Source organism: Rhizobium mayense (genome assembly GCF_030272705.1).
Taxonomy (GTDB): Bacteria; Pseudomonadota; Alphaproteobacteria; order Rhizobiales; family Rhizobiaceae; genus Rhizobium; species Rhizobium mayense.
In genome coordinates this window covers 25,659-38,526 of the sequence record NZ_JARFYM010000045.1, presented here as the reverse complement: position 1 = coordinate 38,526, position 12,868 = coordinate 25,659, and the positions used below count along the sequence as shown (strand labels likewise).

Annotated in this window: 13 protein-coding genes and 1 pseudogene; 6 read left to right on the top strand and 8 right to left on the bottom strand. The window is 58.8% G+C overall.

The genetic code is table 11. The features are described from left to right. The first annotated feature begins 421 nt into the window (after positions 1 to 421). Complete coding sequence (locus PY649_RS31385; protein WP_285872816.1) at positions 422 to 730, top strand: invasion associated locus B family protein; 309 nt, start codon at positions 422 to 424, stop codon at positions 728 to 730. 290 nt (positions 731 to 1,020) lie between these two features. Continuing rightward, positions 1,021 to 1,917, top strand: a complete 897-nt coding sequence (locus tag PY649_RS31380) for a fructose bisphosphate aldolase (RefSeq protein WP_285872815.1) — start codon at positions 1,021 to 1,023, stop codon at positions 1,915 to 1,917. Between the two features lie 136 nt (positions 1,918 to 2,053). Here PY649_RS31380 and PY649_RS31375 read toward each other — a convergent pair whose 3' ends face one another. Then, the gene (locus PY649_RS31375) at positions 2,054 to 2,716 is read right to left on the bottom strand and encodes a LysR substrate-binding domain-containing protein (RefSeq protein WP_349644456.1); all 663 of its coding nucleotides are present in this window, start codon (positions 2,714 to 2,716) and stop codon (positions 2,054 to 2,056) included. Between the two features lie 57 nt (positions 2,717 to 2,773). Then, positions 2,774 to 2,953, bottom strand: a pseudogene (locus PY649_RS35080) (helix-turn-helix domain-containing protein); the annotation flags it as partial. A gap of 156 nt (positions 2,954 to 3,109) precedes the next feature. Here PY649_RS35080 and PY649_RS31370 point away from each other — a divergent pair. The 3 genes from PY649_RS31370 to PY649_RS31360 all read left to right on the top strand — a co-directional run bounded on the left by PY649_RS31370 (position 3,110) and on the right by PY649_RS31360 (position 5,196). After that, the gene (locus tag PY649_RS31370; protein WP_285872814.1) at positions 3,110 to 3,739 is read left to right on the top strand and encodes a glutathione S-transferase family protein; all 630 of its coding nucleotides are present in this window, start codon (positions 3,110 to 3,112) and stop codon (positions 3,737 to 3,739) included. A 42-nt stretch (positions 3,740 to 3,781) separates the two neighbouring features. Beyond that, positions 3,782 to 3,958, top strand: coding sequence for an SDR family NAD(P)-dependent oxidoreductase (locus PY649_RS31365; RefSeq protein ID WP_285872813.1), 177 nt, complete (start codon positions 3,782 to 3,784; stop codon positions 3,956 to 3,958). Positions 3,959 to 4,335: 377 nt separating this feature from the next. Then, positions 4,336 to 5,196, top strand: coding sequence for an urea carboxylase-associated family protein (locus PY649_RS31360; protein ID WP_285872812.1), 861 nt, complete (start codon positions 4,336 to 4,338; stop codon positions 5,194 to 5,196). Between the two features lie 20 nt (positions 5,197 to 5,216). Here the strand turns inward: PY649_RS31360 and PY649_RS31355 are convergent, their stop codons facing one another. The 6 genes from PY649_RS31355 to PY649_RS31330 form a co-directional block, all read right to left on the bottom strand. Continuing rightward, complete coding sequence (locus tag PY649_RS31355) at positions 5,217 to 5,435, bottom strand: hypothetical protein (RefSeq protein WP_349644454.1); 219 nt, start codon at positions 5,433 to 5,435, stop codon at positions 5,217 to 5,219. Positions 5,436 to 5,469: 34 nt separating this feature from the next. Continuing rightward, the gene (locus tag PY649_RS31350) at positions 5,470 to 6,240 is read right to left on the bottom strand and encodes an ABC transporter ATP-binding protein (RefSeq protein ID WP_285872811.1); all 771 of its coding nucleotides are present in this window, start codon (positions 6,238 to 6,240) and stop codon (positions 5,470 to 5,472) included. 11 nt (positions 6,241 to 6,251) lie between these two features. Then, positions 6,252 to 7,256, bottom strand: coding sequence for an ABC transporter substrate-binding protein (locus PY649_RS31345; RefSeq protein ID WP_285872810.1), 1,005 nt, complete (start codon positions 7,254 to 7,256; stop codon positions 6,252 to 6,254). Between the two features lie 49 nt (positions 7,257 to 7,305). Next, complete coding sequence (locus PY649_RS31340) at positions 7,306 to 8,151, bottom strand: ABC transporter permease (protein WP_285872809.1); 846 nt, start codon at positions 8,149 to 8,151, stop codon at positions 7,306 to 7,308. Between the two features lie 26 nt (positions 8,152 to 8,177). Next, positions 8,178 to 9,524 (bottom strand): LLM class flavin-dependent oxidoreductase, encoded by a 1,347-nt coding sequence (locus tag PY649_RS31335; protein WP_285872808.1) that lies wholly within the window; start codon positions 9,522 to 9,524, stop codon positions 8,178 to 8,180. A 285-nt stretch (positions 9,525 to 9,809) separates the two neighbouring features. Further along, positions 9,810 to 10,271 carry an Lrp/AsnC family transcriptional regulator gene (locus PY649_RS31330; RefSeq protein WP_432761441.1) on the bottom strand — a complete coding sequence of 154 codons (462 nt, stop codon included), beginning with the start codon at positions 10,269 to 10,271 and terminating at the stop codon, positions 9,810 to 9,812. A gap of 129 nt (positions 10,272 to 10,400) precedes the next feature. Here PY649_RS31330 and PY649_RS31325 point away from each other — a divergent pair, with 129 nt between their 5' ends. Continuing rightward, complete coding sequence (locus PY649_RS31325; RefSeq protein WP_285872807.1) at positions 10,401 to 12,785, top strand: transketolase; 2,385 nt, start codon at positions 10,401 to 10,403, stop codon at positions 12,783 to 12,785. The last annotated feature ends 83 nt before the right edge of the window (positions 12,786 to 12,868 follow it).

Sequence of the window (12,868 nt, the reverse complement as noted above, 5' to 3'; positions counted from 1 at the left end):
ATCCTTGCTCCCAACGTTGGCTTTGACCAGTGCGTCGAGAGGCGAGACCGTCGCATCTCTAACTGGCCCAACTGTCGCATTACTAAATAGCCGCTACAACAATAAAGTTCATAACCAGAATTATGGAACAATTTGATCATTGGGGAGCTGCTGCGTTTAGCCTCGTATCACCTCTTGGGTACTACATCCCTGCGCCCGGCAGAAAACATTCTGCTCGATCTGTACTCGACGTCGATCCGCCGGCGATGAATTGCACAGTTTCTTGAGGTCAGGTTCGTCAACCAACCGTGCTGCCTCGAAGGGAGAGCACGAACGAAGCGTCTTGCTGATCTCTAATCCTGCCATTTCCCAATTCCTCCAGCGCCAAACCATTCCTTCGAGGACGTCCGCACCCGACTAACGATAGTGCCAATGGACAGCCTTGCGAGGCCTCCTGCTCGACAGGCGTGGACGGCGCCATGGTGCTGTCTTTCGGCCTCGCCCTGTACAGGGAGCAACCGTCCAGATCGATGACGGGCCAACCTCCGTGCCGTACGCATTCCGCACCTGCCTACCCGCCGGCTGCATTGCGCCGGTGAGCTTCGACGCGAAGATGTTTGCCGGCTTGCGCAACGGAACGGCGCTCAGAATCAAGGTGACGCCCGATAGCGGCGGCAACGACATGCAGTGGTCCGTTTCGCTGAAAGGGTTCGGGACGGCATTTGATCGTCTGGCCACCTTCCTGAAATGAGTTCAGCTATTCGCCCGTGACATTCAAACCGATTAAAATATAAAAATCGATTTAAACATATCGAAGCTGTTCGTATTTCTTTGAATTTTGCCTTCTCGCGACTGGACAGGGGATCAATGATCTGGTGGTAATCTGGCCAGCAAAATTCGAAAGCCGCCGGCTTCCGGAGATTGCGCTGCCACGACGCCAAGTCATTGTACGTTCGATGCAAATTGTCGCCTTCGGACGCGCGCGCATTTCAACGCTCGCTCGGACCAGGGAAGAATCTGCACGTGTCACAGGGGAAAAGAATGGTCCACGCTAAGCAGATGTCACAGATGACCGAGAAGAAGGGCTTTATTGCCGCCCTCGATCAGAGCGGTGGCTCCACTCCAGGCGCCTTGCGTCTCTACGGCATTGCAGATTCCGAATATAGCGGCGACGAGGAGATGTTCCGCCTGATGCATGAGATGCGCGTGCGCATTATGACGGCGCCGAGCTTCTCCGGCGACAAGGTCATCGGCGCCATCCTGTTTGAAAAGACCATGGACGGCGAAGCCCAGGGGAAATCGGTTCCTACCTATCTCTGGGAAGATCGGGGCGTTGTGCCTTTCCTCAAGGTCGACAAGGGTCTGGCCGTTGAAGAAAACGACGTTCAGTTGATGAAGCCGATGCCCGATCTCGATGCCTTGCTGGCACGCGCCGTCAGGAAGGGAATCTTCGGCACGAAGATGCGCTCGGTCATCGCCAATGCCAATAAGACCGGCATCGCCGCCATCGTGAAGCAACAATTCGAAATCGGCCGGCAGATCCTCCGCCACGGGCTCATCCCGATCATCGAGCCGGAAGTCTCTATCAAGAGCCCGACGAAGCAGGAGGCCGAAGCCATTCTGCGTGACGAGATCACCAGGGAACTCGATAGGTTGTCTGAAGGCACGCAGGTCATGCTGAAGCTCACCATCCCGACAGTCGCGGATTTCTACGCACCCCTCATCGCCCACAAGGCTGTCATCCGCGTCGTAGCCCTTTCGGGCGGCTACAGCCGCGCCGACGCCTGCGAGAAGCTCAGCCACAACCGCGGCATGATCGCGAGCTTCTCGCGCGCGCTGACGGAAGATCTGCGCGTCACCATGAGCGACGGCGAATTCGACGCCAGCCTCGCCGCGACCATCGATCAGATCTACGCCGGAAGCGTCAACAAGGCTTAGTTTAATTGCTGACGGCAGCGCGAGCGGCGCCCACTGTGCAGGAGGCGCCGGGGGCGGTGGTCTCGCTTGCACCATCTGATGAAACCGCAATGGGGTGCCCGGCCGTGAGCTGAGGCCTTGAACAGAAAGGCGTGAACTAGCGGTCTTCCGATTGCTCTTTCGCCGCCAGATGCTGGAAGAGGTCAAGCGCAAGCGGTGTCGGCTCTTTCTCGCTGCGGACACAGATCGAAAGCCGCCGTGTCGCCCAAGCGTCCTGAAATGGAAGGATGCCAATCTGCGTTGCCCTTTTATATCGCCGTGCCGCCGTCTCCGGCACGAGGCCAATGCCCACGCCTTCACCGGCCATACGGCAAATTCCATCGAAGCTGCGAAGAGCTATGCGCTTTTTGAGCTTGGTTCCCAGTTTGGCCGCCTGCGCATCGATATGGTCCTGCAAGGCGCCTCCAACTAGCGAAATAAAATGGTATTCAAGCGCATCGGCAAAACGAATACGCGGTCTTTGCGAAAGAGGGTGTTCACGCGCAGCAACTATGACCAGGCGGTCGATAGCGAACGGTCGCAAGACGAGGCTACCCGTTTCGACAGCACTTGACAGTATGCCTATTTCAGCAAACCCGGCGGAAATGCTCCTGGCGATCTCGGTGCTTTGGCGTTCTCGCAATTCGACATCGACTTGGGGACGTACAGCCAACCAGGGGGCAAGCCGGATCGGTAAAATCTCCGCGGTCGCGGCAGTGTTGGCAAGGACGCGCACATTAGCGCGTAATCCTTTCGCGTACTGTCCAATCTCATCACGCATCTGCGACATCTGATGCATGACGGCGCGTGCGTGATGAGCAAGCGCTTCACCGGCTTCCGTTGGCACGATACCACGCCGGCCTCGCTCCAGTAGCTTAACCACCCCGTCCATCTCCATCTCGCGGAGCCGTTCGCTTGCAGCCGGAAGGGACAGGCCGGCATCCGCCGCGCCGTGGGTAATGCTTCCGGCATTCACCACGGCTAGGAAAAGGCGAAGATCCGTCAGGTCGAAGCGCATCGGACGAAGGTAGCGAAAATCAGCCTTCAGCATAGCCGAAGTCAGGCGTCGGCAATTCCGCATTGTCAAAGGGGCCGCAAATGATATTCGGAACGCAGTCAGACTTAGCTAACCGGGAGCCAGTGAGAGTCATCTCGCATTCGAAGGTCACGGCAGATGTATCATCTCTTCTACACCAATGGCTCGGAGCTGTTTGCGGCACACGTCGCATTGGAGGAAATTGGGTCGCCTTATACGGCTGACATTCTGAATAAGATTACCACGCAGAACGCGGTCTCCGATGCGAACCGGCGCGATGGTCTCGAGATCGCCGATAGAGGGGATGCCGAGCCGGGGTTTTTGACTGAAATCTCAGCCATCCTGCTCTTTCTGGCCCGGAACTATCCCGAGGCTAAACTCATTCCTCATGACCCGTATGGAGAGGCGCAATGCCTGGAATGGCTAAGCTGGTTATCCATTCAAGTTTCAGGGATGGCCTTCGCGCAGGTGTGGCACCCGGATCGCGTTGCCCTCGATCTAAACACTTATCGCGAGATGGTCACCAAAGGCTGGTGGCGGATTGAAGAACATTTCGATCGGATCGAGGAACGCCTTTCAGACGAATGGGATTGGGCAGTTCGATCAGGATACAGCATTGCCGACATCTATCTTCTCGTCTTCTGGCTTTGGGGAGAGCGCATCGGGTTTTCAATGAAAGGCCGTTGGCCCGCTTGGACACGGCTTATGAACAAGATCATGTCCCGTCCCGCCGTACGCCGCGCCATGCTGATCGAAGAGTTCGATTGAACGCACGGATCAATCGGAGAGAGGTCGCAAGATTGGCTTCCTTTGCACGACAGATCGGTTGTCGGCTGCTGCCTAGATAAGGTCGTGCTGATTACGGGTGGTGGCACGGGTATCGGTACAGAGACGGCGCGTCATGTTGCTACCAAAGGAGCGAAAGTGGCCGTCGCGGCGCGCCGGAAGAACAAACTCGACGAGGTCGTGCAGCTGCTCGGCACCTGACTCTTCCCTATGCCTTCTGGTCAACTGATCGTCAGTTATAATGTTTCAGCTGAAACATTATAGCGGCAACCGAAAACCGTTATTTAAGCAATCGGAAATGCACTGCCCATACCGCGTCCATTTCCCTCTGAACGGGGGCGGCGGCATCGCTAGGCAGGCAGGTCACGACACACAGCTTCGATCAATACACCACGCTTCATCTGAATCGTCGCCATTCGGTAGGCCCAAATCGCGTTCGATTGTCATATGGCGTCTAGCCACGCAAAGCGCTATCGGATTTCCGATGCTCGACTTTGCTCGCGGCGCATTGCAGACATGCAAATGAGAGCAGCGTCCGAGCTTTCCGCAATAAACGACAGGTCAGGTGAACAAAAGACATGAAGCAGAACTCGATAACGGCCGCGCCCGCCGATGCAGAAGCCCGCAAATCCATTGCGCCGGTCATCTGTTATCCGACCGATACCCTGCCCCGCCCCAATCTCGCAGCCTATAGAGAGGTCCGCTCCGATCTTGAGCTGACAGCCAGAGTCGTCGTGCCTCCGCGAGAAGCGGAATGCTGGACGGTTCCGGCCGGGCATTTCTGCAGAGTTCTGTCTTTCGAAGGGCCACAGGTGGGAGACCTGAACCTCTTCAACGCCCATGACTTTAATGAGCGACTCTATACCGGCAAGACCCGCGCGCTCAACGGCACGCATGTCGGGCTGGGCGATCAGCTGTTTTCCAATTTGCCCTTCCTACGTCCGATTGCGACGATTACCCACGACACGCTCGATTGGTACGGGTTCGACGAGTTCGGCGGCGCCGTCCATGACGTCATCGGCACCCGATGCGATCCCTATACCAACAATCTGCTGCACGAGGGCAGCCAATATCATCATTGCTGCCATTCCAACCTCACCCGCGCCTTCGCACGTCATTCGGGCAAAAGCCTTCGTGAGGCGGAGGCCCATATCCACGACGTGCTGAATGTCTTCATGTGCACGGGCTTCACTCGCGATACCGGCCAGTATTTCATGAAGGCAAGCCCAGTCCGGCCTGGCGATTTTCTGGAGTTCTTTGCGGAAATCGACCTCGTTGGTTGCATGTCCGCCTGTCCCGGTGGCGATTGTTCGTCGGAGCATTCATCGGATACGGCACACTGCTATCCGCTGGTGGTAGAAGTCTACCGGCCGTCACGGCTTCCTGCGGGATGGGCTATGCCACCGAGAAATGGTTATGACGGATCGCACGGCCTTTAGAGATAAAAGCCTGAATGCGCCTAGCGGCTCGCTGCTGCGGCGTCATGGATACGAGCGCTGACACCATCCGCCAAAAATAATACGGCATCGAACTTGGCGTCTTCCGCGATACGCGCAAATTGCACGAAGTCCCGAAAGCGCGTGCTGTCGGAGGCATCTGGATGGCGCCATGCTGCTACATCGTGTCCCGTATAGAGCAGGAAGGCACCCGGGCTCATCTGATCGTCACGTCTGGACATTCAATTCTCCTTCAACCGCGCTTGTCACGCGTCCTCAATGCAGGCCGAATTCGTTCAGGAGCTGCTCGCGCAACCGCACAAAACCCGGTTCACTGCGATTGCGGGGCCGCGGAAGATCGATGTCGATCTCGCGCGCTCGCCCACCCTTGTCCTTGGGCAGGATCAGCACACGGTCTGCGAGATAAACGGCTTCCTCGAGATCATGGGTCACGAGGATCATCGTAACTCTCTCTTCACGCCAGATGCGCGCGAGTTCTTCCTGCATCGTGATCTTGGTCATGGCGTCGAGCGCTCCGAAGGGCTCGTCGAGCAGCAAAATCTCAGGCTTTACGGCGAGCGCCCGGGCGATACCGACGCGTTGGGCCATGCCGCCCGAGAGCTGCGATGGGAGGGCGTCGGCAAAGTCGGCGAGACCAACCAATTTGACATAGTGTCTCGCGCTCGCTCTGGCTTCGGACTTACCAAGGCCGCGATTTTCCAGCGGAAAGGCAACATTGTCGAGCACGGTCAGCCAGGGCAAGAGCCTCGGCTCCTGGAAGATCACGGCCCTGTCGCGACCAACTCCATGAACTGGCTGGCTGTCGATCAGGACCTCTCCACGATCCGCATCCTCGAGCCCGGCGAGCACCCGGAGCAGCGTCGTCTTGCCAGACCCTGATGCTCCGACGATTGCAAGGCTCTCGCCGGCACGGATATGGTTGCTGACGCCCTGGAGAACGTCGAGGCGCCGGCCCTTCAGGGAATAGGATTTGGAAAGATTGCGGATCGAAACTTCGCCGCGAGCGACCGGTTCAGCAACACTCATGTCTCGGCCCCTCAGTTGGCGACAGCGAAATTGGCGGGATTGTAGAGAATATCCTCGGCCTTCAACTGGCCCGGCTGCAGGACGCCGCCGCGTGCGAGGATGTCGATCCAGAACTGCAGATCGCGGGTTACCGCCTTGCCGCCTTCGCGCACACCATACCCGGTAAAGTACTGAGCAATGTCGGCATTTTCGCCACGTGAGGCGAGTACCTTTGCGATGACGGCCTTCGTCTCCTCGGGATAGAGGCGGGCATATTCGAGGGCAGCCTCGGACTTTTCGACGAAGGTCTTGGCCGCCTGCGGATGCTCCTTGATCCAATCGCGCCGCAAAACCACAAATCCGCCGGCGATCTCCCCAAGCACATCGGTATCGCCAAAGACCTTTTGGAGCGGACCGTTCTTGAGTGCGGCACCCTCGAAGGTCTTCTGCCAATAGCCGAAAGCGGAGACATCGACCTGTTTTGAACGAAGGACCTGTTCAAGCTGCGGGCCTGGTACGACGACGAGCTTTGCTGCGTTTTCGGGAAGACCGGCCGAATGAAGCGCCTCGCGCACCGTATAATCCAGATGTGCGCCAAGTGTGTTGACGGCGATCGTCTTGCCGGCGAGATCCTTGATCGAGTGGATAGGGCTTCCCTCGAGCGTGTAGAAAATGCTTTCCGTCGTCTTGTTGATCCCGTTCGAGGCATAGGCCGCAACGAAGTCGTTGCCGCTCGCAACGGAGTTCAACACGGCCGCGGTCGCGGCGCTTCCAAGCTCGACATCACCGGAGGCCAGCGCGAAGAGCGACGCTGGACCGCCCTGAGCATAACCGACGTTCTTCAGCGTGATGCCGGTTCCGTTAAAATAGCCGAGCGCGTCGGCCAGCTCATGGGCGGCAAGACCGCCCTGGCTGGCGAGGAACCGGATCGTCACCGGTTCTGGTTCGGCAGCGGCAGCGAAATGGCTGGAAGCCGCGAAGAATATGCTGGCAGTAAACGCGAGGGCACGACCGCCGGAACGACGCAGAATGTGCATGTTGATCTCCTGAAGTTATGTTGGATCAAGCGCTTGGAATGGATGCGCTTCAGTTCTTGACCTGGGTCCATCGGCAAAGCCGGGCCTGCAGGCGTTCCAGCATGAAATTCGCAGACAGCCCGAGCAGCGCCAGGAGCAGGATTGCGGCAAACATCATGGGGATCTGGAAATTGTATTGCGCGTTCATGACCTGGAAGCCGACACCGGAATTCGCACCGATCATCTCCGCGGCGATCAGAAGCAACAGGGCAGTTGTTGCGGAGAGGCGCAGGCCGACGAAAATCTGCGGCAAGGCGGCCGGCAATACGACACGGCGAAAGACAGTCAGCCTGCCGGCGCCATAGACGCGCGCCATTTCGATGAGCTTGGGGTCGACCTGCTTGACCCCGCCGATCGTCGAAAGAAGGATGGGAAAGAGCGTTGCCCAGAAGATGACGAAGATCTTGGACGCCTCGCCGAGGCCGAGAAGCAGGATGAAGACGGGATAGAGCGCAAGAGCCGACGTCTGGCGAAAAAGCTGCAGGATCGGATCGAGGGCACGCTCGATAATCCGAATCTGACCCATGAACAGGCCAAGCGGAATGCCGACGACGGCGGCTCCGCCAAACGCGATACCGGCACGCTGCAGGCTTATCAGGATATCTTTGGAGAAGGTGCCGACGGTAATGCCATTCCAGAGGGCATGAACGATAATACTGAGCGGCGGCAGCACCGCCTTGTTGGTCCAGCCGAGCGATGGTGCGACCTGCCAGAAGAAAGCAAAAGCAAAGAGCAGCCCCCAGCGTGAGAAGAGATTGCCCGCAAGCGACAGGATGTCTCTGCCCGCGCCTTCTCGCCAAAACGACGCGCCCCGAAAATCCCGCAGCACGGCTTGCTGGTCATCGTTGACTGCCATGTCGATGTCTCCTTGTTGGGTATCGGCTATTCTGCAGCTTCGGACTGGGTGTTCGCCCAGCGGGTGTGCGGGAAAGGAAGGCCGAGATTGTCGCGAAGCGTCTTGCCCTCATAGGCGGTGCGGAAAAGACCTCTTCGCTGAAGCTCCGGGATGACGAGATCGACGAAGTCGGTGAGACCCGTCGGCAGCCAGGGTGGCAGAATATTGAACCCGTCCGCCCCTTCGTTTTCGAACCACTCCTGCAGCGTGTCGGCGATCTGCACGGCCGAGCCGACGATCGTGTAGTGTCCTCTTGCAGAAGCAATCCACTGGTACAGCTGGCGGATGGAAAAGTTGTTCTCGTCGGCGATGCGGCGGATCAGGTCCTGGCGGCTTTTCATGCCTTCGGTCGGCGGCGCCGGAGGCAGGGGGCCATCGAGATCGGCACCGGAAAGATCAAGTTCGCCGCCGCTCAAGCCGTTGATGAGCGCAAGTCCGTCTTCCTCGATGATCAGGCTCGTCAGGCGTTCGTATTTCTCGCGCGCCTCGGCTTCGGTTCTGCCAATGAAGGGCGAGACGCCAGGCATGACCAACACATGCGATGGATCGCGGCCAAGCGCCCGAGCCCGGTTCTTGATATCGCGGTAGAATTCCTGTGCGGTCTCAAGTTTCTGGTGAGCGGTGAAAATGACTTCGGCCGTGGCGGCGGCAAGATCGCGCCCGTCGTCGGATTGGCCGGCCTGCACGATGACAGGATGTCCCTGCGCAGAGCGGCTGACATTCAGCGGTCCTTCGACCTTGAAATGCTCACCGCGATGGTTTGTGCGATGCACCTTGCTGACATCGAAATAGACACCGCTCGTCCGATCACGAAGGAAAGCATCGTCCTCGAAGCTTTCCCAGAGCTTCTTAACGACGCTGACATGTTCGACCGCGCGGCGATAGCGAGCAGCATGCGGCAGCTGCTGGTCCAGGTTGAAATTACGGGCAGCCGCTTCGGTCGCTGTCGTGACAACGTTCCACCCGGCCCGCCCCTCGGAGATAAGATCAAGGGACGCGAATTTGCGTGCTACCGAATATGGCTCTTCATAGGTCGTCGATGCGGTCGCAATGAAGCCGAGGTGCTTGGTAAAGGGTGCGAGCGCAGAAAAAAGCGTCACCGGTTCAAATCCGACCACCCGTGCGTTGCCGCCTTCAATGCCGCCGCCAAAGGCAACCGCGAGCCCATCGGCAAGGAAATATGCGTCGAAGAGTCCCCGTTCCGCTTCCTGTGCAAGCTCGATATGGAACCGAAGGTTCGTTGCGCCATCCACTGGCTGGTCCGGGTGCCGCCATGAGGCGATGTGCTGGCCGCCACCCGGCAGAAACGCGCCCAATTTGATCTGTCGTGTCACCGAATTTCTCCTCGATACCAGATGAAGTGGCGAAGGGTTCAGCCACCGGAAGTATCGGAACCTAAAATTCGATGAAATCTAGTATTTTAATAGGTTATTCATTTTCGCCGTGCTCGATTGCGCTGAATTATTTTTCTAAATTCCCCCAGTTTCTGGTAAAGGCCGGGTAGTTGACGGTTCGCGAGCGACGGTTGGCAAGCTGGACCAAGGACTGGCAATCCATCAGCGCGCCGCAACGGTCGGCTCCGGGGTTCCAGCGATTTCGCGCCGCCTGTCGATGACCTGTTATGTTTCCGGAAGGAAGGTCGTTCGCTTGACCTGGGTCAGCGCAAAGCTGGTTTCGATTGATGCGACGCCGTCCAACCGTGTCAATTTTTCCTTGAGAAACCGTTCGTATTCGGCGAGGTCGCTGACCACGATACGAAGCAAATAGTCCCGCTGGCCGGTCATCAAGTAGCAATCGACCACCTCCGGCCAGCGCGAGACCGCTTTTGCAAAACGATCGAGATCGTCCTCATGCTGACGCGACAGCTTGATCGACGCGAATGCGCTGACCGGGAGCCCGAACAGGGCCTCGTCGATGATGGCCGCGTATCCCTTGATGACGCCGGCCTGTTCCAGGAGCCGGATGCGCCGCGCGCAGGGCGACGCAGACAAGCCGATGCGGTCGCCGAGTTGCTGAGTCGTCATGCGTCCGTCGAGCTGCAACGCCGCAATTATCTTTCGGTCGATATGATCCAGCTTCAATTTAGCACCTTTCACCACTAAGCGGAGCAATCTTAGCTGGTCGAGCTACAGATACACGATGACGGGCACCAATTTAGCTACACCGATAGATTAGACAAGTTATGATTTCTTCTAACTGGGAGGAAAACCATGAACGATCGCATCGCCAACCTGGCAGCACTGGAAAGACGGATTCTCTGGCTCTCAAGCTGGATGATCCACAACGCCAACCACCTGCGGCCGAACGACGATGGGCTGAAGGTCGGCGGCCATCAGGCATCCTCCGCCTCGCTTTCGACAATCATGTCGGCGCTCTATTTCGATATTCTCGAGCCGGAGGACAGGGTCGCGGTCAAGCCACATGCCAGCCCCAACTTCCATGCGATCCAATATATCGCCGGCAACCAGACACGCGAAAAACTGGAAGCGTTCCGCAGCTACAAGGGAGCCCAATCCTATCCATCGCGGACCAAGGACATCGACGACGTGGATTTCTCGACGGGGTCCGTCGGTCTCGGCGTGGCGCAGACGCTATTCTCCTCGCTGGTGCAGGATTATGTCCAGGCGAAAGGCTGGGGTGGCGAGCCCGGCCGCATGGTCGCCCTCGTCGGAGACGCCGAGATGGATGAGGGCAATATCTTCGAAGCCCTGCTGGAAGGCTGGAAGCATGGGTTGAAGAACACCTGGTGGATCGTCGACTACAACCGCCAAAGCCTCGACGCCGTGATCCGCGAAGGACTCTGGCAGAAATTCGAAACCATCTTCCGGAATTTCGGTTGGGATGTCGTCATCCTCAAGCACGGCCACCTGATGAAGCGGGCATTCAGCGAACCGGGCGGCGAGAAACTGCGCGCGTGGATCGACAATTGTCCCAACCAGCTCTATTCCGCCCTCTCCTTCCAGGGAGGCGCTGCGTGGCGCAAGCGCCTGCTCGATGATATCGGCGACCAGGGTGACGTCACGGCCCTGATAGAGAGGCGATCAGATAAAGACCTCGCGCGCCTGATGACCAATCTGGGCGGTCACGACCTGCCGGCGCTCATCGAGGCCTTCGACGCCGCCAAGACGCACCGCCGCCCCGTCTGCTTCCTCGCCTACACGATCAAGGGATTCGGCCTGCCGCTGGCCGGCCACAAGGACAACCACGCCGGCATCATGACGCCCGCGCAGATCGAGACCCTCAGGGCAGAAATGAATATCGAGCCGGGGACCGAGTGGGAACAATTCGCCGGCGTCAAAGACGAGGACGGGTTGCGGTCCTTTGTGAAGCACGCGCCCTTCTTCCGCCGCCGCGAGAGGCAGCATAACGCGCCGCTGATCGAGGTGCCGGGCGAACTGAAGCTCGCAATACCGGCGATGGCGTCGACACAGCAGGGTTTCGGGCAGATCATGCATGAAATCGCAAAGTCTCAGGGAGATTTCGCCGATCATGTCGTCACGACGTCGCCGGATGTCACCGTATCGACAAATCTCGGCGCCTGGGTCAATCGCCGTGGGCTTTTCGCCCGTGAGAAGATGGGGGACTTGTTCCGCAAGGAACGCATTCCGTCGACCTATGCTTGGGAGCAATCGCCGCAGGGACAGCATTTCGAGCTGGGCATTGCGGAGATGAACCTCTTCACGATGCTCTCGGCGCTGGGGCTTTCGCATTCCATCAACCGAGAGCGGCTGCTGCCGGTCGGCACCCTCTATGATCCTTTCATCGAGCGCGGATTGGATGCCCTGAACTACGCCTGCTACCAGGATGCACGCTTCATTCTGGCCGCCACCCCGTCGGGCGTCACACTGGCGCCGGAGGGCGGAGCCCATCAATCGATCGCCACGCCGCTGATCGGCATGGCGCAGGACGGATTGGCAAGCTTCGAACCCGCCTATCTGGACGAGATGGCGGTCATCATGCGCTTTGCCTTCGAATACATACAGCGCTCAGGCCCGGACGAGGCCGACGGCAGTACCTGGCTGCGCGACGCCAAGGGTGGCGCGGTCTATCTCAGGCTGTCGACGCGGCAAATCGAGCAGCCCAACAGAACATTCGATGCGGTGGCGGCAAAAGGCATAATTGACGGTGGCTATTGGTGGCGCAAGCCGGGACCGAACGCCGATCTCGTCATCGCATATACCGGCGCCGTCGCGCCTGAGGCAATCGCGGCAACCGGGCTTCTGGCCGAAGACCGGCGCGACATCGGCCTGCTCGCGGTCACCTCCGCGGACCGGCTGAATGCGGGCTGGACGGCGGCGCAGCAGGCGCGGGAACGGGGAAGGCCCGGAGCGACGAGCCACATCGAGAGATTGCTGGCAGATCTGCCGCGCCAATGCACGATCGTCACCGTTCTCGACGGCCATCCGGCAACGCTTGCCTGGCTGGGTGGCGTTCATGGGCATCGGACGAGGGCGCTTGGCGTCGAGCACTTCGGTCAGACCGGGACGATCACCGATCTCTACCGACACTACGGGATCGATACGCAGGGCATTCTTGCCGCTGCCGAAGCAAATTCCCTCGGGCGGCCCATTCGCTATCTCCGCCATGCGGGATAGCGTCGGCGCCATCAGTTGATCCTGCGGAACGACCCCGTTGACGATCGCCTGCTGCAGGCATTCCGGGAGACGATGCGTTGCCG